Source organism: Chromobacterium sp. INPA-IVC (assembly GCF_059047085.1).
Genome location: NZ_JBTNLS010000002.1, coordinates 1 through 25,616 on the forward strand (window position 1 = coordinate 1; position 25,616 = coordinate 25,616).

A 25,616-nucleotide genomic window follows, 5' to 3' on the forward strand; every position below is an offset into this window, starting at 1 on the left:
TCGTCTTCACCGGAACCGTTTCGTTTCCGCTGTTTCGTTCGCTGCGTCAGCTGAGGAGGCGAACTATACGCCCGGGCCCCACACCCGTCAACACCTTTTGCGAGAAAAAATGAACTTTCTTCGACCCGTGCGCGCAAAGCGTTGATTTGCAAGAAAAGCGGCGGAAAAGAATTTCAGGCCCACGGCCCTTGCAGCAAGAAAACCGCCACAGTCGGGCCCGGCTGGCCGCCGGAAATGCGGCGGCGGCTACGCGCCGGCAGGCGATTCTGCTACGCTCCCATGCGTTTGGCACGCGATGTGCCTGCCGTGGACACTCTATATATGCTCAAATTTGATGTTCTGATTATCGGCAGCGGCCTGGCCGGCATGACGCTGGCGCTGCACCTGGCGGAAAAACGCAAGGTGGGCCTGATCACCAAACGCGATCTGCTGGAAGGCAGCTCCACCTATGCCCAAGGCGGCATCGCCGCCGTGCTGGATACCGACGACTCGGTGGAGGATCACATTCGCGACACGCTGATCGCCGGCGCCGGGCTGTGCAATGAAGACACCACCCGCTTCATCGTCGAACACTCTAAAGAAGCGATCGACTGGCTGATCGAGCTGGGCGTGCCTTTCACCCGCGACGACGAGCATCAGACCGGCTACCACCTGACGCGCGAAGGCGGCCACAGCCACCGCCGCATCATCCACGCCGCCGACGCTACCGGCGCCGCGGTGACCACCACGCTGGGCCAGAAGATCAAGGCGCACCCGAACATCACCGAGCTGGAGCACTATATAGCGATAGACCTGATCACTTCGCAGAAGCTGGGCCAGGACGGCAAGCGCGCCTATGGCGTATACGCGCTGGACAAGAACAGCGACGAAGTCGTCACCATCGCCGCCCAGCACACCATCCTGGCATCCGGCGGCGCGGGCAAGGTCTACCTCTATACCACCAATCCGGATACCGCCACCGGCGACGGCATCGCGATGGGCTGGCGCGCAGGCTGCCGCGTCGGCAATATGGAATTCATGCAGTTCCATCCGACCTGCCTCTACCACCCGCATTCCAAATCCTTCTTGATCACCGAAGCCGTGCGCGGCGAAGGCGGCATTCTGAAGCTGCCGGACGGCACCCGCTTCATGCCGCAGCACGACCCGCGCGGCGAGCTGGCCCCTCGCGACGTGGTGGCCCGCGCCATCGACTTCGAAATGAAGAAGCACGGCCTGGACTGCGTCTATCTGGACATCTCTTATAAGCCGGCGCAATTCATCAAGGAACACTTCCCCAATATCTACGCCCACTGCCTGGAGCTGGGCATAGACATCACCCAGCAGCCGATACCGGTGGTGCCGGCGGTGCATTTCACCTGCGGCGGCATCGTCACCGACCTCGCCGGCCGCACCGACGTGGCCGGCCTGTACGCGGTGGGCGAAGTGGCCCATACCGGCCTGCACGGCGCCAACCGCCTGGCCAGCAACTCGCTGCTGGAGTGCCTGGTGATAGGCAAGGCGGCGGCAGCCGACATCCAGGCGCAGGAGGCCATCAAATTGCCGGCGATTCCGGCCTGGGACGATAGCCGCGTCACCGACCCGGATGAAGAAGTGGTGATCTCGCACAACTGGGAAGAGCTGCGCCGCGCGATGTGGGACTACGTCGGCATCGTCCGCACCAACAAACGGCTGGAGCGCGCGCTGCACCGCATCGACCTGCTCAGAGGCGAGATCGACGAGTATTACAGCAACTTCCACGTCAGCAATGACCTGATCGAACTGCGCAATCTAGTGCAGACCGCCGAACTGATCGTCCGCTCCGCGCTGCTGCGCAAGGAAAGCCGCGGCTTGCATTACAGCCGCGACTATCCGGACCTGCTGCCCGAAGCGGCGGAAACCGTGCTGACGCCCGACGCCCCGCGCGGCGACTGATCGTTCCCGCTCCATCCAGAAGCCGCCGGCAGGCGGCTTTTTTCATGTCTCTCAAACTCGTACAGACATCAAAACAACACATTGGCATTTTTTGAATGATAAATAACTCAATTTGAGTTATTCGAGCTTATCATGACCCCGCGCGCTACCCGCTGCATGCCGCTGCGCAAGGCGTCTGCACCATCGGGCCAAGCCAGCTACGGCGGCGCAGCAGATGACAATGCCGCTCGCCAGCGCGCGGCATTTCTCGAACCGCTCAACGCCTCGCGCGAGCCGCGCACCATTCTCGCTGTTTCATCAGAAAGCGTCTGTTAAGCACCACCATCTAAACAGGAAGAAGACTCATGAAATACGCAGCAAACCGCTTTGCCCTCCCATCAGCCATCCTGGCCGGGCTCGCCCTCCTCGCCGCCGCCGGCTCCGCGGCCGCCCAAGGCTCCACAGCCGGCAGCGCCGAGAAACAAGCAAGCCGCCAGCCCGATTGCGCCGCAGCCTGGAGCCCCGCCGCGCCCTATGCCGCCGGCAGCGTCGCCAGCCGCGGCGGCGTCAACTACACCGCCGCCTTCTGGACCCAGGGCAACGCGCCGGAACAGGGCCAGGCCTGGCAGTCCGGCAAGCGCTGTCGCCCCGCGGCCCAAGCCAAAGCCAAAGCCGCCGACCACGACGCCAACTTCCCGCCCAACACGCTGAAATTCCTGAAGGCCAACACCGGCCTGGACGGCGAGCAGTGGGGCAACATCATGAAACTGGTCAACAAGCCGGAGCAGGATTCTCTGGAATGGACCAAATACTACGGCTACTGCGAGGACATCAAGGACAAGCGCGGCTATACGATAGGGATTTTCGGCGCCACCACCGGCGGCTCCAATGACGAAGGCCCGGATGGCCCGACGCTGTTCAAGGAGTTCGACGCCTCCAGCGGCGCATCCAATCCGTCCATCGCCGGCGGCCTGGCCCGCGCCGGCGTGCACGGCAGCATGCAGGGCAAGATCCTGAAGATCAGCGACAGCGCCAAGGTGTTCTGCGACAAGATAGGCGGCCTGCAGAACAATCCCGCCTGGCGCGACGCGATGTGGAACACTTTCTACAAGGTATACATCCAGTACAGCGTGCAGCAGGCCCGCCAGCGCGGCTTCTCCAGCGCGCTGACCATAGGCTCCTTCGTCGACACCGCGCTGAACCAGGGCGCCGCCGGCGATTCCGGCACGCTGCAGGGCCTGCTGTCCCGCTCCGGCAACAGCAGCGACGAAAAAACCTTCATGACCGCCTTCTACGCTCAGCGCAGCAAGATCGTCGACACCAACCACTACAACCAGCCGCCCAACGGCAAGAACCGCGTCAAGCAATGGAGCACGCTGTTGAACCAGGGCGAGACCGATCTGAAAAACGCCGACGCGGCGGTGCAGAAAGTGACCGACTGGGAAATGAAGTAAGGATAGGCCGAACCGCGCGCGCCATCGAAACCGGCGCGCGCGGTTTTCGTTTCAACGCTTAGAAGCGGCCGTACAGCACCCCAGTCTTCTGATCCGCCGACATCGCATACACCGGCAGCGTGCCGGGCTTGGTCTCGCCCATCCCTGGTGAATTCAGCGGCATGCCGGGCACCGCGATGCCGACCAGCTTGCTATTGCCGGCCAGCAGCCGCTTGATGGCGGCCGCCGGCACATGGCCTTCCACCACGTAGCGGCCAACCTTGGCGGTGTGGCAGCTGCCCATGCCCGGCGTCACGCCGAGCTGGCTTTTCACCTGCTGCATATCGTCGCGATTGACGGCGGAAACGGCAAAACCGTTCTGTTTCAGATAAGCGATGTAAGCCTCGCAGCAGCCGCAGCTCGGGCTCTTGTAAACAGTGACGGGAACGGCGGCCAACGCGGACGCGCTGGCGGCGGCCAAGACGGCCGTAAACAGAAAATGACGCAACTGGGGCATGGTGCCCTCCTGGTTTAAATGTCCGGATCGATCGCGCGCTCGACGGCGCGCGGAAAAGCTCAAACCAGGACAAACAAGGGAGGGCGCAGCGGCGGCGGCGGGACCGGTCCAGGGGACAAAACAGGCTGCGTCGCCACTCTTACGCTGCGGGAAGGCAAAACAACCATCTCGGGCAGAGAAGCTTTGATAAACAGCGGCAGGCAGGCCTGCGCGCAAGCGACCGAACCGCAGGCCGCCGCGCCATTCATCGCCGCATGCTTCGCGGATGGCTTGGCGGCCATCCCGGCGCAATCACGCGACGCGCTCATCGCCGCGCACGCCTCGGGCGACGCCATGCCCGTCAACGGCGCATGCGCCGCCGCCGTCCCTCCGGCAAAGAGGGACAGCTGCAGCAAGATCAGCAACAGAGCGCGGCGCAAGGCTTTCATTCCGCGACGATACCATGCCGGCCGGCCAGGCAAGCGCACAAAGATCAAACCTGTCCCCATCATGCGGAGTCATCGCTCCCCAAGCGCAAGCGCCACAGATCCTGGCGCCGGGACAATTCGATCCGGGCCAGCGGCGCGATGTCGATCTGCCTATACGCCTGCGGCGGCAAATTCAGCGCCCGCAACAGAATCGCCTTGATGACGCTGCCGTGGGCGATGACCAGGGCGTGGCCGGCCGGCCAGCCAAAATGTTCGAACCAATGGCCGACGCGCTCGACCATCGCCTGCAGCGACTCCCCTTCAGGCGCCGGACATTCAAGGTCAGACAACCATGCGCTCAAGGCCTCCGGCTCCGCCGCCGCGACCGCCTTCAGAGACAGGCCGCGCCAACGGCCATACTCCGCCTCCCGCAACGCGGTTTCCGCCTCCGCCGCGCGGCCCAGCGCGTCGGCAGTCTGCCGGGCGCACCGCTCCGGGCTGCGAAGCACCAGGTCGGCCAGGCCCAGCGAGTCGGCCAGGCCCGCCGCGCGTTCCAGCGCTTCCGGCCCCAAGGGATCGTCCGCCGGAAAATGGCCGGCGCGCAGCGCGCGGCTCGCCGGCACGCACAGCAGGGTGATACGGCTCGTCATGCTTTTGGCTCTCCGTCAAAACGCCCTGAAGTTCTTTGACATTTTCTCTCGGCTCTCTAGAATCCACATCGTCTCGATGCGAGGAAGCCGGTGCGAATCCGGCACGGTCGCGCCACTGTGTATCAGCCTGATCCGCCATGCGGACAGGCATGAAAAGTCAGGCCTTCGCATCCAGCCAACCATCCGTTTCAGGACGCGTCATCCTCAAGGAGATATCTCATGCATGCAAGCCCCGTCATGGCGCCGGCTATCCAGCCCGTGTCCCTCCCCATTCGCGAACTGCTGCCCTGGGCAGTCTTCGGCAGCATTCTGATGCTGCTGGCGATCTACTTCGTCGGCGTGGAAGAAGGCGCCGCCGCCATCTTCAACAGCATGTATGTGCACGAGTTCGTCCACGACGGCCGGCACCTGCTGGGCTTCCCCTGCCACTGACGCGAAGGCTCCATCATGATCAGAAGTCTGCTGACCCGCGGCATGATCGCGGGCTTTCTGGCCAGCCTGCTGGCCTTCGGCTTCGCCAAGGTCGTCGGCGAGCCCCAGGTGGATCGCGCGATCGCCTTCGAAGAAAAAATGGAGTTGGTAAAGAACGGCGGCCACCCTGACGAAACGCCGGAGCTGGTCAGCCGAGGCGTGCAGTCCGGCATCGGCCTGTTCGTCGGCGTCGGCGTGTTCGGCACCGCCGTCGGCGGCCTGTTCGCGCTGGCCTTCGCCTTCGCCTACGGCCGCATCGGCGCCTTGCGCGCCCGCGCGATGTCCGCGCTGATGGCTTTGCTAGGCTTCATTTCGTTCGCGCTGGTGCCCTTCCTCAAATACCCGCCCAATCCGCCATCGGTGGGCGACCCCGGCACCATCGACTCCCGCACCGCGCTGTTCTTCGCGATGATAGCCGCGTCGCTGGCCGCGCTGGCCGTCGCCGTGTTCCTGGCGCGCAAGCTGATCTCCCGTTTCGGCGCCTGGAACGCGACGCTGATCGCCGCCGCCGTCTTCATCCTGTTGGTGGCGATCGTCCAGCTGCTGCTGCCGGAGGTGAACGAGATTCCCGAACAATTCTCCGCCGTGCTGCTATGGCGCTTCCGGATGGCGTCATTCGGCATCCAGGCGATCTTGTGGACCGGCCTCGGCCTGCTGTTCGGCCACTTTGGAGAACGGCTGCTGGAGGATCGCCGCGGCGCCTTCCAGGTCAACTGAGCGCAAGCCCCCCTGCTTCGACACCCTCGCTCCGGCGAGGGTGTTTTGTTTCAGCGCCCGCTCGGACAGCTCCGCGCCACCAACCCGGCGGGCGAATCAATGCGCGGCCCGCCTCGCCTCTTCCGCCGCCAGCTTATGCTGAGCCTGCCGGTCTCCGTGCTGCGCCTCCTTGGCGGTTTGGGCCACGGTTTCCGCAGCCTCCTGCAAAACCCGCGCCGCATTGCTGATAGTCACTTTGTCCTGCACCACAGGCGGGGCAGCCTGCGCCTGGATTTGAGCTTGAGATGGCGGCGCGGATGCGGCGGACGGCGCGGCGTCTTGCGTCGATGCGGCCGGAGAGGCCGCAGGTGTTTGAGGGGCCTGGGTGGAAACAGAGGCGATCATCATGGTGTGTCTCCCGAAAGGATTCGAACGCGCAACGGCGCGATGCGGGACGCACGCGCAGCATCATGCCATTTCAACTTAGCAGCCCAGACTTAGCCCAGACTTAGCCCGCCTCACTCTTCTCTCGCCGCCTGCATGCTGACCGATACCCGCAGGCCGGACGCGCCCCGGCAAGACAGGCTCACCCTCGCGCCTACCCGCTCCGCGATGGTCCTGACGATGGACAAGCCCAACCCCGCGCCCTGCTGGCCGCTGCCCAGACTGCGATAGAAAGGATCGAAAACCCGCTCCCTCTCCTCTTCTGGAATGCCGGGACCGGTATCGTCTATCGTCAGAACCGTCCGCCCGTCCGCCTCGCCGACCGCCAGATCCACCCTGCCGCCCTCCGGCGTATAGCGGATGGCGTTGTCCGCCAGGTTCCTGACCAGCGCGAACAGGTCCAGCTCGTTCGCCCATACCTTGGCATCGCGCTCACCTTCCACGCCGATGTCGATATGTTTGGCTTCGGCCAAGGGAATCAGGTCTTCCAGCACCCGGCGGTAGACGTCCCAAACCGAAACCGGCGACAACGGCGGCTCCACCGCCGATTGCGCCCGAGCCAACGCCAGCAGCTGATCCAGCAGATCGCGGCCGCGCGCGATGCCCCCTCTCAGCGCGGACAGCCGCTCCCTCGCGGTCTCGGACATCTCCGCGTCGGCCAGCCGCTCCGCCTGCAACGATAACGCCGCAAGCGGAGAGCGCAGCTCATGGGCGGCATCCGCGACGAAGCGCCGCTGGGCCTGCATCGAGCGCGCCACGCGCTCCAGCAGGCGATTGATGGCGAGAACGAAAGGCCTGACCTCGACCGGCAGGCCATCCGACGCCAAGGGATGCAGTTGCGGCTCCGCCCGCCGGTCCACCTCCTGGGAAAGCTCGGCGATCGGCTGGAACATGTTCCGCACCAGCCTGGCCACCATCAGCAGCAGCAGCGGAATCAGCAGCAGAAAAGGCGCCACTGCGCGCAGCGCCCCATTCCGGGCGATCTCGTCGCGAAAGCCCTCCTCCTGGGCGAAGGCGATGCGCTGCCCATCCCGCATCGTCCGCACCAGCACGCGGAAGGTTTCGCCGCCCGCCTCCAGCGTCTGCAAACCGTCCGGCAACGATTTCTCCAGCCTCAGCACGCCGCCGGCATCGACGCCGGGAATGGATGGCCTCCAGCTTCCCAGCCTCTGCACGATCACCCGGGACTCCTCGTTCCCGCCTGGCGTGCCGCCTTCGGGAAAATCCGCCGGCAGTCGTTCCCTGTCCAGCAGCGCAGCCACCTGGCGCAGCACGTCGTCCTGGAATTCGTGCGCTTCGCCAAGAGCGGAGACGAAAGAAAAAATCCCGGCGACCACCCCGAAAACCAGGATGGCCGCAGTCAGCGCGAACGACAGCCTCAGCTGCACGGATTCGTTCAAACGCCTTTTGATACCATCCATCCCGCCCCCCTGACATTCTTGATGACCTCGCTGCCCAGCTTGCGGCGCAGCGAGTGGATCAGAAACTCGACCGCATTGCTTTCCACCTCCTCGCCCCAGCCGTAGATCCTGTCTTCCAGGCTGCCGCGCGACAGGATGGCGCCCGGACGTATCAACAGCGCATGCAGCAAGGAGAATTCGCGGTTGGACAACTGGATGGGCGAGCCGTCGGCGACCGTCGCCATCCGCGTGGCCGGGTCCAGAAACACCACGCCGTTGCCCAGCAACGGCGTCGCGCTGCCGCCTTTCCGCCTCAGCACGGCGCGCATGCGCGCCAGCAGCTCCGCCATCTCGAACGGTTTGACCAGATAGTCGTCGGCGCCGCCGTCCAGCGCGCGCAAGCGGTCGTCCAGTCCGTCGCGGGCGGTAATGACCAAGAGCGGGATCGCGTTGCCCTCGGCGCGAATAGCGGCCAGCACCGACAGCCCGTCCTTGCCCGGCAAGCCCAGGTCAAGCAAGGCCAGGTCATAGCTCTGGCATCCAAGCGCGGTTTGCGCGGAACGCCCGTCCCGCACCCAATCCACCGCCTGGCCTTCGTCCCGCAACGCGGCCTGGACCGCCTCGCCTATCATCGGATCATCCTCGATCAGCAATACCCGCATCGTCTTCTCCATCGATCCCCGTCCATCTCACTCGCGCCAGCCCCCACCCAACGCTCTGGCCATCGGGCAGGCGCTGAACGCTTTCCCCATGCGCTCCAGCGCCTTGTCCAGCATATGCCAATCCAGCGCCGGTCTCGGCTTCACGCGGCTTCCGCCGCCTGGCGGGCACGGCGGCAAGCCGCGCGCTTGCCCTGTCCATCCCCCCGCGGCGCTCAGGCGCGTAGCCATCCGGCGGCGATGAAACGGCCGAACAGCGCGCGGCGCGCATGCTGCGCGAAGCGGTGGATCGGCTCCAGACGCCGTTCATTTCGCGGCCCGGTCAGCCAGGCCGCCGTCAGCGCCGTTGCGGCGGCGCCCAGCATGTCCAGCGGAAAATGGACGCCCAGATAAATGCGCGCCCAGGCCATGGGCAGACCCAGCGCGGCCAGCGCCCAGCCGACGCGGCGACTGCCAGGCCGCAGCGACAGGCTGAAGGCGGCGGACCACCACAGCGTCAGGTGGTCGCTGGGGAAGGAAGAATCCGCGGCATGCGGAATCAGGGTATGTCCGAGGCCGATCATGAACGGCCGCGGATGCTGCCAGGCCAGGCCGATCAGCAGATTGGCCGACAGCCCCGCCAACCCGGCCAGCGCCGCCGCCTGCATGGCCCTGCGGACAGACTCTCCCCCGCGCAGCCAAGCCAGTCCGATTCCGACGGGAACGGCCCAAATCAGGGATTCGGCGCAAAACGTTGCCAGATGCAGCATCGCCGGCGCCGGAAGCGCGGGCGCGTTCAGCCACGAGAACAACGCGAAATTAAGGTCTTCCATGGCATTGGCCATGCGAATGAGGCCGTCAGTCCCGCTCATCGCGATCCGCCTTGTCCTCCCGGGACGAAACCACCGTCCCCGAGTCGGGATCGACCCTGACATCGAGCACCTTGCCGCCGCTGGCCACCGCCACAGCATACGCCCAGCCAAGGCCGGCGCGTTCGCGCTCCGCGCGGATGGCTTTGCCGTTGGCGTGCCGCTCGGCGGCCATGATGGCCTGGGTCAACGGGATTCTGGCCTTGCTTGCGGCCAGGACATCGCTCTCCGCGCCGTTTCTCGCGGCATAGGCGGCCGCGCCGCAGGTGAAAACGACGATGGCCAGAAAGGAAAGCTTGGAATAGCGGTGCATCTGGTTTCTCCAGGTAACGCTCGAAGCGCGTGGACCGGAGAATAAAACAGCAAACTTAGCGAAGGCTTAGAAGCACCCGGAGAGCCGGCAGACGAAACCGGACGGGGACATGCCCTATTTATCGCCGGCCATGCCCATGCTTGCCACCACCCTGGCCGCATTGGCCTGGCAGTCCATATCATCCGGTTTGGCGTCTATCAGCTGGATCAGCGTCTGGATATGCGCCTTGCTCTGCGCCAGCCGCGCTTCCAGCGACTCGATATCCTCAAGCTTGCGCCTGAGCGCTGACAACAGCTGCTCATGCTTCCACGACAGGAAATCCGCCGGCAGGATCTGCTGGATCTCATCCAGGGTGAAGCCGGCTTGCTGCGCGTCGCGAATGATGGACAGCACCGCCACCGTCTCGGGCGGATAGTCGCGATAGCCGTTCGCCTGGCGGCTGGCCGCCTTCAGCAAACCCTTGGATTCATAAAAGCGGATCGCCGAGGCCGCCATGCCGCTGCGCTTGGCCAGTTCACCGATTTTCATGCCGCTCCAGACCTAACTCTTGCCTGAGTCTCATCGGGCGCCGCGGCCGGCCTACCGCGCTGGCGCATTGCGCAGCGCCGCCAGCAAGGCCTGGGCCAGCGCCTTGCTGGAACGCGGATTCTGACCGGTGATGAGGCGGCCGTCCGTCAGCGCGAAGCTGCCGAAGGGCATGACAGCCTTCTCGTAGCGCCCTCCTCGGGCCTCCATCTCGCTTTGCAGTTGATAGGGCACCTGATCCTTCACCCCGGACAGCGCCTCCTCGAAATTGGAGAAGCCGGTCACGCGGCGGCCTTCCAGCAGCGGCCGGCCCTCTTCAGTCCGGAGATCAAGCAGGCCCGCCAGGCCATGGCACACCGCCGAGACGATGCCGCCGCCGCGGTAGATGCTTTCGGCGACCCGGTTCAGATCGGCGTTGCCGCGGAAATCCCAGATCGTGCCATGGCCGCCGGTGTAGAAGATGGCGCGGTAAGCGCCGGGGTCGATGTCGGCCACCGCCCGGGTCGATTGCAGCAGCGCCATGAAGGCCGGGTCGTTCAGGCGGGCCTTGGCAGCCGCATCGGCATGGGGCCAGCCCAGGCTGCGCGGATCCAGCGGCACGGCGCCGCCGTTCGGGCTGGCGAAATCGATGGCGTAGCCGGCCTCTGTCAGCGCATCGTAAACGTGGGTCAGCTCGGCGAGCCACAATCCGGTGCGCTCGGCTCGGCTCGGATAGCGGTCATGATTGGTCATGACCATCAGGATCTTTCCGGCGCTGGCGGAAGGTTCCTGGACCAGGGGCGCGGCGTCTGCTGCTGCGGTTTGCATGATTGGCATGGACATGGCGACCAGAACGGGTTTGTTGAAAATAGGCACGGACAACACCTTCTGCATGATAGTACATCGCGCCATTTTGCCTTCCGGACAAATACCATAAGCATTGAGATGCGCGCCAAGCACCATGCTAAGATTAAAGCCAGCTTTAATGTCAACAAGCTCTTTCCCGCTTGATGCCACGCTCCCCAGTCCCGCTCCTCGCCCGCTCAAGCGCTTGACCTCAAAACCAGCCTTCCGGCGCGCCGGCGAGAAATTCTTCATCGACAGACTTGACCTTAAAGTTGGCTTTAATCCTATCGTGCGCTCATCGCTACCCTGGAGACCACGATGAATCCCTTCGCGTCCCTCACCCTGCCCAATGGCAGCCTGCTGCCGAACCGCCTGGCCAAGGCCGCCATGGAGGAAAACATGGCCGACCGCGACCACGCGCCGTCCGAACAACTGATCCGCCTCTACCGCGCCTGGGCGGAAGGCGGCGCAGGGCTGATCATCACCGGCAACGTCATGGTGGACCGGCGCGCAATGACCGGCCCAGGCGGGGTGGTGCTGGAGTCGGTGCGATTCGGCGAACGCTTTGAGAAGTGGTCCGCCGCCGCCCGCGCCCAAGGCGCGCAAATCTGGATGCAGATCAACCATCCGGGCCGCCAGATGCCCGCCGCGCTGGGACAGGAAACCATCGCGCCATCCGTTGTGGCCATGGATCTGGGCAATTTCTCCAAACAGTTCGCCACGCCGCGCGCGATGTCCGAAGCCGATATCGCCGACGTGAAAACCCGCTTCGTCAACACCGCGCGGCTGGCGGAGCAGTTCGGCTTTTCCGGCGTGCAGATCCACGCCGCGCATGGCTACCTGATCAGCCAGTTTCTGTCGCCCATCACCAACCAGCGCGCCGACCGCTGGGGCGGCAGCCTGGAAAACCGCGCCCGCCTGTTGCTGGACATCGTCCGCGAAGTGCGCCAGGCCGCGGGCCCCGGCTTCGCCGTGTCGGTGAAAATCAATTCGGCCGATTTCCAGCGCGGCGGTTTCAGCGCCGACGACGCCAAGCAAGTGGTGGCCATGCTGAACCCGCTGGGCGTGGACCTGATCGAGCTGTCCGGCGGCAGCTACGAAGCGCCGGCCATGCACGGCCAGACGCGCGACGGCCGCACCCTGGCCCGCGAAGCCTATTTCCTGGAGTTCGCCCAGGACATCGCCTCGGTCGCGCAGATGCCCATCATGGTGACCGGCGGCATCCGCCGCTATCCGGTCGTCGAACAGGTGCTGAACAGCGGCGTCGCCGTCGCCGGCATGGCCACCGCGCTGGCGATCAACCCCAACCTGCCCAAGGCCTGGCGCAGCGACGCGTCGGCCGCGCCCCGGCTGCGCGCCATCCCATGGAAGAACAAGATGCTGGCCTCGGTCGGCTATATGGCGATGGTGAAATACCAGCTGCGCCGCCTCAGCCTGGGCAAACGCACCCGGCCCGATGTCGCCCCGGCCTTGGCGCTGCTGCGGCAGCAGTGGGACGCCAAAATCCGGGCCGGACGCTACCGGCGCTGGATCCAGCGCCAATCCGCTTCGGCATGAGCATTGCGGCGGGGAAGAATACCGCCTCGCCGCCACCGTCTCCGCCATCGAACAACGCAACCATCCAAAACCGGCCGCGTCGTGAAAACCGCCGCCGCAGCCGGCATGAAAGACTGAAATGGCTGATTGGGATTTGATGAACCCATCGACTCAGGATTCGCAATAGTTTCTCGTCGCCATTTCAATTTCTATCAAGGGAGAAAATAAAGACCTTTTATCTGAAACTGCAAAACTTTCAGATTATGATCAATAAAACAGCAATCAATCCGGCCGCTTCCGCCTGCAAGGTGAAATGCCGCGCGCAGGGTGAAAGGCCTGCGCCCATATCGGGCTTTTCCCGGCGTCGCGCCGGGTTAAAGCCACTGGCAAACGAGCTTGGCAAACCGCCATGAATCCCCGCGGGGCATATCCGCCCCAAAGGGCTTCATCGTTTCTCAAAGAGGCCGGGCCATATGGCAACTCAAATACTCATAGATTTGTTTGGCGAAGTCGCGCTGCTGATGTGGGGCATCCACATGGTCCATACCGGGATTCTGAGGGCCTTCGGCAGCCAGATTCGCCAATTTCTCGGCAAAAGCCTGCGCACCCCGCTGCGGGCTTTTCTCTCCGGCCTCGGCATCACCACCTTGCTGCAAAGCAGCACCGCCACGGCCCTGATGCTCGGCTCCTTCGCCGCCGGCGGCATGGTGGATCTGGCGCCTTCGCTGGCCGTCATGCTCGGCGCCAATGTCGGCACCACGCTGATCGTGCAGGCGCTGTCGTTCAACATCACGCTGGCCTTTCCCATCCTGATCCTCGCCGGCGTCACCGCCTTCCGCCGCAGCGCGCGCACCCGCACCCGAGACATGGGCCGGGTCGGCATCGGCCTCGGCCTGATGCTGCTGGCGCTGCACCTGATCCTGGAGACGGTTCAGCCTATCGAGGCGTCGCGCACGCTGCGCCTGCTGCTGGAGAACATCACCAGCGACCCTACGCTCAACCTGCTGCTTGCCGCCTTGTTCTCGCTGGCCGCCCACTCCAGCGTGGCCTCCATGCTGTTCATCATGTCCCTGGCCGGCGCCGGCGTGCTGTCGCCGACCATCACCGTCGCCATGGTGTTGGGCGCCAATCTCGGCAGCGCGCTCAATCCGGTGCTGGAAGGCAATCGCAACGATCCCGCCCAGCTGCGGATGCCGGTCGGCAACCTGGTCAACCGGCTGGCCGGCTGCCTGCTGGCCTTGCCGTTTCTGGACGACATCCAGCGCGCCATCCTGAGCGTGGATCCGGATCCGGGCAGGCTAGCCGCGCACTTTCATCTGTTGTTCAATCTGGCGATGTCCATGCTGTTCATCGGCACGCTTCCCCGCCTATCCCGCTGGCTGGTCAAATGGCTGCCCGCACATGCCTCTCCGGACGAACCCTCGCAGCCGATGTACCTGGACCCGGCGATGCTCGGCACGCCCACCCTGGCCTTGACCAACGCCGCGCGCGAAGTGCTGCGCATGGCGGATGTCCTGACGCTGATGCTGCGCCAATCGCAAGCGGCTTTCCGCGAGGTGGACCGCAACCGGGTCAGCCAGATACGCGCGATGGACGACCAATTGAGCCAGCTGCATGGCGCCATCCAGCGCTATCTCGCCGCGCTCAGCCCCTATTCGCTGGACGACGAGGAGTTGCGCCGGATCGGCGAGATTCTCAACTTCGCCAGCGTGCTGCAGCATATCAGCGAGATGGTGGACCGAAACCTGATGGCCTGCGCCAACCGCCTGGTCAAACAACAACTGGCGCTGTCGGAGGAAGAGTTGTCGGACATCGACGAAGTGCTCGGCCGCTTGCTGGGCCACCTGCACTTGGCCGTCACCATATTGATGTTCGGCGACGCCAGCTCGGCGCATCAACTGTTGAAGGAGAAGGCGCGGCTGCGCGAGATGGAGCTGAACGCCGCCGAGCGCCAGTTCAACCAGATCCGGGCAGGCAGCACCCGCGATCTGGCCGCAGGCAACCTTTACCTGGAGACCCTGCGCGTCCTCAAACGCATAGATTCCTATCTGACCGGCACAGCCTACCCGCTGCTCGAACAACGCGGGGAGTTGCCGACGGATCGGCTGGCCACGTCATAGCGCGGGATCCAGCAGCGCGCGATACAACTCCGGCCGGCGGTCCGCCAATACATCATTGCGCGGGCTGATGTATTTGTTTCGGCTTGCGGCCAGGTCAAGCTCTGCCAGAATCAGCTGGCAATCGCCGTCTTGGCGGCTGGCGCGCGCCAACGCGTAGCCCTTGGCGTCGGTGATCAGCGAACAACCGGCCCAATCCACGCCGCGCTCGATGCCGGCGCGGTCGCAAACCGCCACAGGCAAATGGTTGAATGCGGCGTTGGCTTGCGCCTTGATCATTTCCGCTGGCCGTTCGCCCTCCGGATGAGGCTGCGCCGGCCAATTGACCGGGACGCAGAGCAAATCCGCGCCGGCCAGCGCAGGCAGGCGCGTCCACTCCGGAATCTCCAGGTCATAGCAGATCATCATGCCCAGCCGTCCAATCGCCGTCTCCACCACCGGCGGGGGCTGGCTCCCCGCATCGAAAATCGCCTTCTCGCCATCCCACAGGTGCGCTTTCCGATAGCAGGTTTGGCCGCCATCCGGCCTGAGCAGCACGGCGCTGTTATGCAGCCCGTCGCCATCCGCCTCGCAAAAGCCAGCGACAACGATGAGATCGAGCTCGGCGGCCAGTTCGCGCCATTCGCTGACGCATGGCCCGGCGGCCGTTTCGGCAAGACTCCAGGCTTCGTCGCGACTGGAAAAAACGTAACCCGTGTTGGCCAGCTCCGGCAGGATGGCGAGTTTCGCTCCCCGGCGCGACGCCTGGATCAGCGCGTCGCGGCTGCGGCGCATATTGCCGGAGACATCGCCGAACACAGGCGCAAGTTGGCAACAGGCGATGCTTACGGCGCGGGCAGGTTTGTCTGCGGGCAAAGCGGCATGCGGCATGGCGATTTCCAGTATGGGATGGGGTTGAATCCTTGAGTGATCAGGATAGGAGTCGAGATTCCTTGCCGATGTTCCAGAGGTGGCCGCTTTCCGATGAAAAGCATTGCCATCATCGAACCGGCGTCAAAAACGATTGCAATGGACGAGGCCAGGCTGCCTTGGCTGACGCCGCGCATGCTCAGCCATTCAACATGTCCAGATAGCGCCGCGCCGCGCCCCATTCGTCGCCCGCGCGGCTGATCGCCGCCAATTCCGACACCAGCGGCGAGCGCTCCGCCAGACGGCGATAAACGAGATTAGGCGCCGCCATTTTTCGCACCGGCGCGGGCACCAGGGCCAGGCCCAAACCCGCCGCCGCCAAGGCCAGCACCGACATGGTGCTGCCCACCTTGTAGGCGATGCGCGGCTCGCCGCCCAATAGCCGGCGCAACATCGGCAATTGGCCCTCGTCGTCGCCATCGGCGGCATAAACGATGAACGGCTGCTCCTGCAAGTCAGAGACGCGCAATGAGCGGCGCGCGGCCAAGGGATGCCGCTCCCCCATCGCCACCTCCCAGTGCCAGCTACCCGCCGGCCTGGCCTGCAAACCGGCCGGCAGCAGATGGCCCAGCTGCGGGCAATAGCCGATATCCAGCCGCCCGGCCAGAATCGCTTCCAACTGCGCCGCCGGCGCCATTTCATGCAAGTCCACCGCCACATCCGGCCAGGCCGCATGGAAGGCCAGCAAATCATCCGACAAACGTCCCGCCGCCACGGCATTGCCGACAAAACCTATCCTCACCACGCCGGTTTCGCCGCGCGCGGCGCGGCGCATCACGCTCTTGGCGCGCTCGGCCTGCTCCACCGTGCGCCTCGCCTCGATCAGCAGAATCCGTCCGGCGTCGGACAATTCCACCTTGCGCGTGCTGCGCACGAACAAGGTCACGCCCAGCTCCTCTTCCAACGATCGGATCTGGGCGCTCAAGGCCGGCTGGACGATATGCAGCTTTTCGGCGGCCCGACCGAAATGGCCCTCGTCGGCAACCGCCAGGAAATAGCGTAAATGGCGTAATTCCATGCGTCCGAACTCATCACTAAAAATGATCAATCTTGAAATTTAATCTATTGGAGTGATTTTTCAAGCGCGCCTACTCTGAGCATCAGACGCCGCGCCGCGGCGCCATGAATCAGGGGCCACACCATGACCGCTACTCAACGCATCGATGTCCATCAGCATGTCGTCCCCCCGTTCTGGGCTGACGCCCTGCCCGCTCACGGCGGCGACCCTTCCGGCTGGAAAAGCCCAGAGTGGAGTCCGCAAAGCGCCATCGCCTTCATGGACAGCCAGGGCATCGCCACCGGCATGCTGTCGCTGACCGCCCCCGGCGTGCAGGGCTGGTCCGGCCAGTCCAAGCGGGACCTGGCCCGCCGCGTCAATGAATACACCGCCGGCCTGGTGGAACACCGTCCGGACCGCTTCGGCAATTTCGCCACCGTGCCGCTGCCGGACATCGAAGGCTCGCTGCGGGAGATCGAATTTGCCTTTGACGCATTGAAAGCCGACGGCGTGGTGCTGCTGAGCAACTACGGCGGCCGATACCTGGGCGATCCGGCATTCGAACCGGTGTGGGCCGAACTGAACCGCCGCCGCGCCACTGTGTTCATCCACCCGGGCAAACCCGGCATCGACGCGATCGCCGGCATGCCGGGCCCGCTGGTGGACTACCCATTCGACACCACCCGCACCGCAGTGCAAATGGTGCTGAACGGCACGCTGGCCCGCCACCCGGACGTGAACGTGATCTTGTCCCATGCCGGCGGCTTTCTGCCGTACGCGTCCCATCGCTTCGCCGAGCTGGCCCCGGGCGTGCGCCATGATGTTCCGGCGACAGCGGAATTGCTGCGCCTGTTCCAGCGCTTCTATTTCGACACCGCGCTATCCTCCGCTCGGGTAGCCCTTCCCAGCCTGACCGCCTTCGCCGGCATCGGCCGCATCCTGTACGGCAGCGATTATCCCTACGCGCCGGCATCGGTTGGAGCGTCATTCACCGCCCAGCTGGACGCATGCGCTGAACTGTCCCCCGCGGAGCATGCCGCGATCAACCACCGCAACGCGCTGCCCTTGTTCCCGCGGCTGGCCAAAGTCGGTGGTTTAGCCGCATGAAACCGGGCACGGCCCAGGACAGCGTTTCTAACAAGAAAAGCCTTGCTGGGCCATGCTTCTAGAAGGTGATGGGGGAGAAACGGGAGATGTCTTTGGAATGAAGAGCGGCAAGAAATGCCAAACGGAAAGCATGCGCAGGCCACGCTGCCAGCTTCTGCGCGGCCTGGTCAACATGTCGACAGCGCTTCCTGTGACCGGAACCATAAGCTGGCCGCGCACAAGATTCTGCACCCGCTTGGTTCATCACAGACAGAAACGGCGGGCATTCACCCGCCGTTTACGATAGCGCCTCAGCTAGCCTTGCCCGCCGGAATCTGCTGGGTGATGCAGTGGATATTGCCGCCGCCAAGCAGCACCTCGCGTGCCGGGACGCCGACAATTCGGTACTCGGGGAAGATCTCCTGCAATCGGCTGGCTGCCGCGGCATCGGTGCGCTCATCCAGCAGCGGGAAAATAATCTGTCCGTTGCTGATCAGGAAATTGACATAAGAAGCGGCCATGCGCTCGCCAACCTCGCGCGGCACGGCCTGCCCGCTAGCCACCACGCCAGCCGTTTCCTCCTGCTCATAGAACAAGGGGCCCGGGGCCAGCATCTTGTGGATCTTGAGCGGGCGGCCCTTGGCGTCGCGCACTTTGGACAGCACTTCGTAGGCGGCCTGCGAACGCGGATACTGCGGATCCTGCTCATCGTCGACCCAGTGCAGCACCACCTCACCCGGGCGGGCAAAGCAGCACATATTGTCGATGTGGCCGTCGGTTTCATCCATGAACACGCCTTCCGGCAGCCAGATGAAGTGGCTCACGTCCAGATATTCGGACAACAAGGCTTCAATCTGGGCCTGGGACAAGTGCGGGTTGCGGTTGGCATTGAGCAGGCACTCAGCGGTGGTCATCAGTGTGCCTTCGCCGTCGACATGAATCGAGCCGCCCTCCAGCACCAGCGGGGCGGCATAGCGATCAAAGCCATGCTGCGCCAGCACCTGGCTCGCGACTTCACTATCCTGATCCCAAGGATGGTACAGCCCGCCATTGAGGCCGCCCCAAGCATTGAACTGCCAGTCCACGCCGCGCGCATTACCTGTCTTGTCGATGACCACGGTCGGGCCGCTGTCGCGCATCCAGCAGTCATCGCTATTCATTTCCACCAGCGTCACTTCGGATGGCATCACCGCGCGGGCCTCGGCCATGCATGCTTGCGGCACCGCCATGAAGACCGGGGTGGCCGCCGCAATGGCCTTGGCGATGGCGGCGAAGGTCTGCTGCGCTTCGCGGCCGGCATGACGCCAGTTATCCGGACGCTGCGGCCAAATCATCCATACCGCCTGCTGCGGGGCCCACTCGGCAGGCATATGAAAGCCGTCGACGGCAGGTAGGCTGTTGAGCGTTTTGCTGTGCATTTTGATCACCATGACTTGATTGATGCCATCAGAAGTATTCAAAACATCGTGCATGTGCAGAGGACTGGCTGGGTTGGCTCGGCCAGTCGCAGTGGCTCCAGGCCAGCGGGCCGTGATGACCCGTTTTTTCTGCCATGCACGAGGAAGTGATTGACAGACGCAGTCTAGGGAGAGCCAAACTATTCAGCAAATGAACAATACGAATACTTTCATAAATACGGTGAATGATGTGAAACTGCATCAACTGGATCTGAACCTGCTGTTGGCGTTGGATGCCTTGGTCAGCCTGCGCAGCGTCACGCGGGCGGCAGAGAAACTGTTTGTCAGCCAGCCTGCGATGAGCCACTCGCTCAATCGCTTGCGGAAATTCTTCGACGACCCGCTGCTGGTGCGCTCGCCTCATGGCATGCTGCCGACGCAAAAAGCGCTCTATCTGCAACAGGGCGTCCATCAGGCGCTCAGCCTGCTGCAAAGCCATTTCAGCCAGCCGGAGGCCTTTGACCCGGCAACATCGGCACGCCGCTTCACCCTATGCACCACCGATTATGTAGAGTGCGTGCTGATTCCGCCTCTGGTGAAAAAACTGGCGGAGGAAGCGCCCAACGTTCATATCGACATCACCATCCTGCGGGAAGACATTCCGGAACTGGCGCTTGCCGACGGTGAAATCGACTTCCTGCTGGGTTTTGACGAATACATGTCCATTCCCAGCTATCTGTGCCGGGAAACCTGGCTGAACGAGCCGCTGATCGGCATCTTGCGCCATGACCACCCTCTCCAAAGCGATAGGCTGACACTGTCGGATCTGATCGCCTTGCCGCATGTCTTCCACGCGCCGCTGGGCAATCTGGGGTCGCCAATGGATGATTTTCTTGCCGAGCGTGGCTTGCAGCGCAAGATTTCGGTGCACAGCCAAAGCTATATGGCTGCAGCCGCCATCGTCAGCAACACCGATCATTTGTTTATCCTGCCCAAGAAAGTCGCGGCGATGATCGCGGGCTACTGGCCGTTGAAGACGGTGGCGTTGCCGGAAGAGCTGCCAGGCTATCACCTTAACTGCATCTGGCACCCAGTACAGGATAGTAATCCCGCGCTGCACTGGCTGCGCGACTTGATGCGCAAGCTCATCGAGTCCGATGATGCGGCGCACGGCATGATGCTGCCCCGGTATTCGCCGCATGAATGAGCGCATCAAAATGAATCATTTTCCCGCATAACGTTATCTCTTGTAGATTAGCCGCCATATTGCAGAACAACCCATGCGTGCGCCGGCTACCGTGCGGCGCCTGAGAACTTGTTCAAAGTCTCGCGAGCAAGAGCGAGACAAGGCGAAAACGAGCGGAAAAGCGGAATGTACAAGTGGTGCATGAGCATTTTGAGCTTGTACTCACCGTGCGACGCTTCACGAAGCGCAGCAGACTTTGAACAGGTTCTGAGCGCGCCGATCCGCCTGCGCCTGCAGGAAACAGTCGCCGCGATGGGCGTGAAATCCGTCTTCTTAGTGGAGGTAGTAGCATGATCGAGGTTACCGAGCTATCCATTGCCGAGCTGCGCGCGGCGCTCGAATCCGGGCGTACGACAGCGGTTGAACTGGTCAAGGCCTATCTGGCGCGGATAGAGGCCTACGATGGCCCCGCGACGGAGACCAGGCTCAATGCGGTGGTGGTGCGCAATCCGGATGCGATCCAGGAAGCCGAGGCATCCGATGCCCGTCGCGCCCGCGGCGAAACGCTGAGCCCGCTGGACGGCATCCCTTACACCGCCAAGGACAGCTATCTGGTGAAGGGGCTGACCGCCGCTTCGGGCAGCCCGGCGTTCAAGGATCTGGTAGCCCAACACGATGCCTTCACCATCGCGCGCCTGCGCGCAGCCGGCGCCATCTGCCTGGGCAAGACCAATATGCCGCCCATGGCCAATGGCGGCATGCAGCGCGGCTGCTACGGCCGCGCCGAAAGCCCCTACAACGCCGACTACCTGACGGCGCCGTTCGCCTCCGGCTCTTCCAATGGCGCCGGCACCGCTACGGCCGCCAGCTTCGCCGCCTTCGGCATGGCTGAGGAGACCTGGTCGAGTGGCCGCGGCCCGGCCTCGAACAATGGCCTGTGCGCCTATACGCCGTCTCGCGGGGTGATCTCGGTGCGCGGCAACTGGCCATTGACGCCGACCATGGACGTTGTCGTGCCCTACGCCCGCACCATGGCGGACTTGCTCGAAGTGCTCGACGTCATCGTCGCAGACGACCCGATCAGCCGCGGCGACCTATGGCGCCTGCAGCCCTGGGTGGCGATTCCCAAAGCCTCGGAAGTCCGGCCGGATTCCTATTCCGGCCTGCTGGCCCAGCCCGACATGCTCAAGGGCAAGCGCTTTGGCATACCGCGCATGTACATCAACAAGGACGAACTGGCCGGCACCAGCGAGACGCCTGGCATCGGCGGCCCGACCGGACAGCGCATCGCTACCCGCGCGTCGGTGATCGATCTCTGGGAGGCCGCGCGTCAGGCGCTGGAAGCCGCCGGCGCAGAAGTCATCGAAGTGGATTTTCCGCTGGTTTCCAACTGCGAAGGCGATCGTCCCGGCGCGCCCACCGTATTCAACCGCGGCATCGTCTCGCCGGAGTTCCTCAATGACGAGCTGTGGGAGCTGTCCGGTTGGGCGTTCGATGAGTTCCTGCGCGCCAACGGCGACCCCAAGCTCAACAAACTGGCTGACGCGGATGGCCCGAAGATCTTCCCGCACGACCCGGGCACCTTGCCCAACCGCGAAGGGGACCTGGCCGCCGGCATGGACGAGTACGTCAACATGGCCAAGCGGGGCCTCAAGTCCTACGACCGGATTGAAAGCGTGCCGGATGGTCTGCGCGGTCTGGAAAAGACCCGCAAGCTGGATCTGGAAGACTGGATGGATGCGCTGAAGCTGGACGCGGTGCTGTTCCCCACCGTGGCCGACATCGGCCCGGCTGATGCGGACATCAATCCGCGCTCGGCCGACATCGCCTGGAGCAACGGCATCTGGGTAGCCAATGGCAACCTCGCCATCCGCCATCTTGGCGTCCCGACGGTTACCGTACCGATGGGGGTGATGGCTGATATCGGCATGCCGGTGGGGCTGACTTTTGCCGGGCGCGCCTATGATGACAACGCGCTGCTGCGCTTCGCCGGCGCGTTTGAAGCCACCGGCAACAAGCGCATGATCCCGCCGCGCACACCGCCGCTAGGTCAATGAGCAGTAGCTAGAAACGCGAAACGGGAAGCATAAGCTGGCCGTTTCGGCCAACTTAAACCAGGAAGCAAATTCCTGCATTTGCCAGCAACCATGTTTTTGCACAAAACCATATCAATTTGGCACTCAGCCTAGTCATTTTAGATTTTGTTGTGCCCATTTTTTTGCACATTGTGCACATGTGATGCATATCACTGCAGTTTGTACCTAGGTATCTAGTCCAGGACGATTGCTAACGCGCTTTTTGAACAAATCTGGTCTTTGCTTTCGCCAATTCTTCATCGCCTGGATTGGCGTTTGATGCTGCAAAGCAACTACCGAGAAAAACTCGGTAGTTGCCTCCCTCAGTACGGCTAGTGCATAGTGATGCCCCCTCAGGGCCTTGCATTTTTGCAACAATTTCCAGAATTGCTTCTATGAATGGCTAACGGAATGCCTGCCTGAAATGAAAAATGGCCTCCGATCTTCGAGGCCATGGCAGGGTCTGCACAATCGGATGACATGCTAAGAGTGGCTAACAAAACCCAGTTTTACGGCTGAGGCAAGGCGCGCCGATGCAGACAGTACAAACAGTACGGCAAGTCGACACAACCCAGCATCAGGGGTTTTATTAGCCGCTCTAAGGCAGATTGGCCAGCTCTTTGTTAAAGACACTAGTCTTAGCCTTCAGTGCCGCCTGGTAGGCCATATCCAATCCTTCAGTGGATTGCCTTTGCTGCAACAACACCTGGCGTTGTTTTGCAAAATGCTGGTTCAGCGTGGTCAGCTCTTCTTTCTGCCGCGCCAATACCTCTGCCCGAACCCGCTGATGATCCTGCCTCAGCTGTTTGTTGAAGGCCTGCCGCTGTTTCTCATCTTCATCGACCAGCGGTTCCGCATTATCGGCATCCACTTCGCGCCATCTGAAATAGTAGAAGCCGCTGTTTCCCGGCATAAACAACCAGAACTGCCGGTCGATATCAATGTCGTAAGGATCGTGCATGAACTGGGCAAACAGAGCTGCTTGCTCCGGCGTTGGCGCCGGCCCATGCTCCCAGGCCTTCCAAAGTTTTGCATCCGGTTTCTCACCAGCGCGAATCGCAATCAAATCCTTAGCCAGCGGCGTAGCCCTGCGCGACAAAATGTCGTTGATATCCGGCGGTGCCTGGCCAGGCTTCAAAATGGTTGGCTTTCTGGGATCTCTGCCGGCGTTCGGATCGCGTTGTTTGGCCTTCTGCCCCTTCAACCAGGGCAGCCAGGCACAGACATTGGCCTGCAATGCCCCCCGCAGATCGCCTTTTGCGCCCAACTGCTTTTCGTAAGCCAGCACGAGTTCGTCGGCATACATGACTTTCCCGCTAACCTGCACCGTTTTACTCAAGCGATAACGGCCAAACACAGCTGGATAGTTCTGCTCCAGCTTCGCCATAGACAAGAAGGGGACTTTGTGTGCGATCGACTCTTGATACATCAGCCAAAGCGCTACCCGCGCCAAGTCGGGAGACTTGGCATCGCCATCGCAGATGTCACCGGTGACATCTTCGCTGCTGCCCGGCAAAATCCGCTCGCGTACCTTGCCGCCCCCTTTCGCTACCGAGTCCACACGCTGATAGCTGCGCAACTCATGCCCTGCCACCAAGTGATAGGTAGTGGCCACCGTCGCACTGAGTGTCTTGTCTCCTTCGATGCTCTTTTCGGGCAAGGGCACGGGGACCAAGTGGCCAGCCATCTCCTTGATTGTGCCAAGCGTCTCTTCCGAACCTGCCAGACTGGAAATGCAATCGAAAAGGCCAAGAAATGGCAGCTTCACCTTGATTGGTTTCTTGCCAGCCCCTTCGATGCCATCCAGGATCAGCCCAGCCGAAGTTTGCTTGCACTCCTCTTGCAAGGCATTCAAGAACATGCGCGCCAATGAACCGCCACGCTCCGCGCCGTAAACATAAACATTCAGTTCATTGATGTCTGCCGCGTTTTTGGCTACTACACTGAGTGCTTCACGTACCGCATATCTCACACGGACATCAACACCCAGGTTGTAGGTCATCAGCGCCTTGCTGTCGCGCAGATAGGGCACGGCCGTAGCCGCGGAGAGCGGCAGTTTCCATACCACGGACTTGAACACGCGCGTCATGGTCAAGCCGCCATGCGCCACACCCAGCAAGGGATTGCCTTTGGCTTTTGCCAAGCCGCGTTCGAAATTGCGCAATCCTTTATTAAATTTTTTCGGAATTTGCTTTAAATCGGCAAAGATATCCTTCACTTTACCCTGCAGCATTTTCTTTTTCCAGTCATCCTGGAGGGCGCCAGCCTTCTCTGCCGCCGCAGACTTGCCTACTGCTTTGAAATAGCTGCCATTGTCACTCTCGAACTTTGCCGCAAGACCCGGCACATAAATACGAGCAAACTTTGCAGAGGGTTTTTCAGGGAAAGCTTGTGTAAGCAATCCGATATTTGTCCACTCTGCAACAGGATCAGTTTTCCAGTTCTTTCCAACCACATCGAAAAACACCCCAATAGACAGGGGAAGGCTACATGCTCTATCTGAGCTTTTTTTATCGCAAGCAGCTGCTGATAGGATCTGCTGCATGCGCTCTGCTCCCGGCACTTTTATATTTGGCAAGCGCGACATGCATCACCTCATGAAGGGTTCTATTGGTTGGGCTTTGCCGCCATCTCCACGCGGAGCTCTTGCCGGCGCATCGGGAGGGCCAACATACTGTCGATTCTTGATTTCACCCATTTGGTCAAAATCAGCCTCGACATGGTCAGGATAAAAATGAAGCACCAACCGAGTCGCATTATCAGGCACCCCAGGATGCTGACGCAGAGGAGGCAGAACGGCTCTGTAAGCCTTTGGCACTTCACCTGCATCCATAGCGGCAACAGAGGAATACTCCATCTGCCACTCCACAAGCAGAGGACGGTTTACGTCAATTACGCTACCGATCACAATGCCCCCACCGCCACCGGCGATTTCACTTCCTTCTTTCCCGGAAACATTAAGTCCTGACTGTCCATTGACACGAAACTGCGCAATAGACCGCGAATTGTAGTTATAGGCCCGCGTCGAAAATACTCGCTCATCCGGGCCATATTGGTACCAAGCCCAGTATGCGCCAGCGAGTAAAATCATCAGTAAGCCGACAATGATCCATTGCGTTCGTGTACTCAGCCTCGCCAGCCAGCTGGGACGCTTTGGATAAGGCCGGATGTCGCGGAATCGGGTCATTGAGTCATTTTTCATTCGAATGCCTGGTATCGGGACCTAGATCGGTTT

25 protein-coding genes, 1 pseudogene and 1 riboswitch are annotated in these 25,616 nt (G+C 62.6%); of the genes and pseudogenes, 10 read left to right on the forward strand and 16 right to left on the reverse strand.

All coding sequences use genetic code 11. The features are described from left to right. The first annotated feature begins 321 nt into the window (after positions 1-321). The 3 genes from nadB to ACX17K_RS02865 all read left to right on the forward strand — a co-directional run bounded on the left by nadB (position 322) and on the right by ACX17K_RS02865 (position 3,344). Entirely contained in the window at positions 322-1,911 is a 1,590-nt protein-coding gene (gene nadB, locus ACX17K_RS02855; protein ID WP_493773604.1) for an L-aspartate oxidase, read from the forward strand. 132 nt (positions 1,912-2,043) lie between these two features. Further along, complete coding sequence (locus ACX17K_RS02860; RefSeq protein ID WP_493773605.1) at positions 2,044-2,226, forward strand: hypothetical protein; 183 nt, start codon at positions 2,044-2,046, stop codon at positions 2,224-2,226. Between the two features lie 29 nt (positions 2,227-2,255). Beyond that, positions 2,256-3,344: a chitosanase gene (locus ACX17K_RS02865; protein ID WP_493773606.1), complete on the forward strand. Its 1,089-nt coding sequence runs from the start codon at positions 2,256-2,258 to the stop codon at positions 3,342-3,344. A gap of 58 nt (positions 3,345-3,402) precedes the next feature. On the opposite strand, the gene ACX17K_RS02870 is transcribed toward ACX17K_RS02865, so the two are convergent. Genes ACX17K_RS02870 through ACX17K_RS02880 form a run of 3 tightly spaced genes read right to left on the reverse strand, consistent with a single transcriptional unit; the run spans position 3,403 to position 4,897 of the window. Then, entirely contained in the window at positions 3,403-3,840 is a 438-nt protein-coding gene (locus ACX17K_RS02870) for a DUF411 domain-containing protein (RefSeq protein ID WP_493773607.1), read from the reverse strand. Positions 3,841-3,899: 59 nt separating this feature from the next. Continuing rightward, positions 3,900-4,268 carry a hypothetical protein gene (locus ACX17K_RS02875; protein WP_493773608.1) on the reverse strand — a complete coding sequence of 123 codons (369 nt, stop codon included), beginning with the start codon at positions 4,266-4,268 and terminating at the stop codon, positions 3,900-3,902. A 59-nt stretch (positions 4,269-4,327) separates the two neighbouring features. Next, complete coding sequence (locus ACX17K_RS02880) at positions 4,328-4,897, reverse strand: histidine phosphatase family protein (protein ID WP_493773609.1); 570 nt, start codon at positions 4,895-4,897, stop codon at positions 4,328-4,330. Positions 4,898-4,952: 55 nt separating this feature from the next. Further along, positions 4,953-5,114: riboswitch (adenosylcobalamin (AdoCbl) riboswitch) on the forward strand. A 2-nt stretch (positions 5,115-5,116) separates the two neighbouring features. On the opposite strand from ACX17K_RS02880, the gene ACX17K_RS02885 reads away from it, so the two are divergent. Beyond that, on the forward strand, positions 5,117-5,329 hold the full coding sequence (locus tag ACX17K_RS02885; RefSeq protein WP_463088664.1) for a CbtB domain-containing protein: 213 nt from the start codon (positions 5,117-5,119) through the stop codon (positions 5,327-5,329). A gap of 15 nt (positions 5,330-5,344) precedes the next feature. Then, positions 5,345-6,085 carry a CbtA family protein gene (locus ACX17K_RS02890; protein WP_493773610.1) on the forward strand — a complete coding sequence of 247 codons (741 nt, stop codon included), beginning with the start codon at positions 5,345-5,347 and terminating at the stop codon, positions 6,083-6,085. A gap of 96 nt (positions 6,086-6,181) precedes the next feature. On the opposite strand, the gene ACX17K_RS02895 is transcribed toward ACX17K_RS02890, so the two are convergent. The 7 genes from ACX17K_RS02895 to ACX17K_RS02925 form a co-directional block, all read right to left on the reverse strand. Further along, complete coding sequence (locus tag ACX17K_RS02895) at positions 6,182-6,472, reverse strand: hypothetical protein (protein WP_493773611.1); 291 nt, start codon at positions 6,470-6,472, stop codon at positions 6,182-6,184. A gap of 110 nt (positions 6,473-6,582) precedes the next feature. Further along, positions 6,583-7,929: an ATP-binding protein gene (locus ACX17K_RS02900; RefSeq protein ID WP_493773612.1), complete on the reverse strand. Its 1,347-nt coding sequence runs from the start codon at positions 7,927-7,929 to the stop codon at positions 6,583-6,585. Further along, on the reverse strand, positions 7,905-8,570 hold the full coding sequence (locus ACX17K_RS02905) for a response regulator transcription factor (RefSeq protein WP_493773613.1): 666 nt from the start codon (positions 8,568-8,570) through the stop codon (positions 7,905-7,907). The genes ACX17K_RS02900 and ACX17K_RS02905 overlap by 25 nt, the downstream gene beginning before the upstream one ends. 212 nt (positions 8,571-8,782) lie before the next feature. Continuing rightward, the gene (locus ACX17K_RS02910; protein WP_493773614.1) at positions 8,783-9,379 is read right to left on the reverse strand and encodes an undecaprenyl-diphosphatase; all 597 of its coding nucleotides are present in this window, start codon (positions 9,377-9,379) and stop codon (positions 8,783-8,785) included. A 25-nt stretch (positions 9,380-9,404) separates the two neighbouring features. Beyond that, entirely contained in the window at positions 9,405-9,728 is a 324-nt protein-coding gene (locus tag ACX17K_RS02915) for a PepSY domain-containing protein (RefSeq protein ID WP_493773615.1), read from the reverse strand. 114 nt (positions 9,729-9,842) lie between these two features. Next, positions 9,843-10,256: a MerR family transcriptional regulator gene (locus tag ACX17K_RS02920; RefSeq protein ID WP_493773616.1), complete on the reverse strand. Its 414-nt coding sequence runs from the start codon at positions 10,254-10,256 to the stop codon at positions 9,843-9,845. Positions 10,257-10,307: 51 nt separating this feature from the next. Further along, positions 10,308-11,330, reverse strand: a complete 1,023-nt coding sequence (locus ACX17K_RS02925) for a type 1 glutamine amidotransferase domain-containing protein (RefSeq protein WP_493773617.1) — start codon at positions 11,328-11,330, stop codon at positions 10,308-10,310. 66 nt (positions 11,331-11,396) lie between these two features. On the opposite strand from ACX17K_RS02925, the gene ACX17K_RS02930 reads away from it, so the two are divergent. Both ACX17K_RS02930 and ACX17K_RS02935 read left to right on the forward strand, forming a co-directional pair. Next, positions 11,397-12,635 carry an NADH:flavin oxidoreductase/NADH oxidase family protein gene (locus tag ACX17K_RS02930; protein ID WP_493773618.1) on the forward strand — a complete coding sequence of 413 codons (1,239 nt, stop codon included), beginning with the start codon at positions 11,397-11,399 and terminating at the stop codon, positions 12,633-12,635. A gap of 452 nt (positions 12,636-13,087) precedes the next feature. Next, positions 13,088-14,734, forward strand: coding sequence for a Na/Pi cotransporter family protein (locus ACX17K_RS02935; protein WP_493773619.1), 1,647 nt, complete (start codon positions 13,088-13,090; stop codon positions 14,732-14,734). Here the strand turns inward: ACX17K_RS02935 and ACX17K_RS02940 are convergent. Both ACX17K_RS02940 and ACX17K_RS02945 read right to left on the reverse strand, forming a co-directional pair. Continuing rightward, positions 14,729-15,601 (reverse strand): nitrilase-related carbon-nitrogen hydrolase, encoded by an 873-nt coding sequence (locus ACX17K_RS02940; RefSeq protein ID WP_493773620.1) that lies wholly within the window; start codon positions 15,599-15,601, stop codon positions 14,729-14,731. The two genes, ACX17K_RS02935 and ACX17K_RS02940, sit on opposite strands and share 6 nt — an antisense overlap. A 178-nt stretch (positions 15,602-15,779) precedes the next feature. Further along, positions 15,780-16,658, reverse strand: a complete 879-nt coding sequence (locus ACX17K_RS02945; RefSeq protein WP_493773621.1) for a LysR substrate-binding domain-containing protein — start codon at positions 16,656-16,658, stop codon at positions 15,780-15,782. A gap of 123 nt (positions 16,659-16,781) precedes the next feature. On the opposite strand from ACX17K_RS02945, the gene ACX17K_RS02950 reads away from it, so the two are divergent. Then, positions 16,782-17,744: an amidohydrolase family protein gene (locus ACX17K_RS02950; RefSeq protein ID WP_493773622.1), complete on the forward strand. Its 963-nt coding sequence runs from the start codon at positions 16,782-16,784 to the stop codon at positions 17,742-17,744. Positions 17,745-18,034: 290 nt separating this feature from the next. Here ACX17K_RS02950 and aguA read toward each other — a convergent pair whose 3' ends face one another. Next, positions 18,035-19,195: an agmatine deiminase gene (aguA, locus tag ACX17K_RS02955; RefSeq protein WP_493773623.1), complete on the reverse strand. Its 1,161-nt coding sequence runs from the start codon at positions 19,193-19,195 to the stop codon at positions 18,035-18,037. Between the two features lie 136 nt (positions 19,196-19,331). Between aguA and ACX17K_RS02960 the strand changes: the two genes are divergently transcribed. Continuing rightward, a complete protein-coding gene (locus ACX17K_RS02960) occupies positions 19,332-20,327 on the forward strand; it encodes a LysR family transcriptional regulator (protein WP_493773624.1) in 996 nt (331 codons plus the stop codon). Between the two features lie 329 nt (positions 20,328-20,656). After that, positions 20,657-22,363 carry an amidase gene (locus ACX17K_RS02965; RefSeq protein ID WP_493773625.1) on the forward strand — a complete coding sequence of 569 codons (1,707 nt, stop codon included), beginning with the start codon at positions 20,657-20,659 and terminating at the stop codon, positions 22,361-22,363. Positions 22,364-22,567: 204 nt separating this feature from the next. On the opposite strand, the pseudogene ACX17K_RS02970 reads toward ACX17K_RS02965, so the two are convergent. From ACX17K_RS02970 to ACX17K_RS02980, 3 genes and pseudogenes are all read right to left on the reverse strand, one after another. Next, a pseudogene (locus ACX17K_RS02970) lies at positions 22,568-22,672 on the reverse strand (IS481 family transposase); the annotation flags it as partial. A gap of 307 nt (positions 22,673-22,979) precedes the next feature. Continuing rightward, complete coding sequence (locus tag ACX17K_RS02975) at positions 22,980-24,926, reverse strand: hypothetical protein (RefSeq protein WP_493773626.1); 1,947 nt, start codon at positions 24,924-24,926, stop codon at positions 22,980-22,982. 45 nt (positions 24,927-24,971) lie between these two features. Then, entirely contained in the window at positions 24,972-25,583 is a 612-nt protein-coding gene (locus ACX17K_RS02980; RefSeq protein WP_493773627.1) for a hypothetical protein, read from the reverse strand. Between the last annotated feature and the right edge of the window lie 33 nt (positions 25,584-25,616).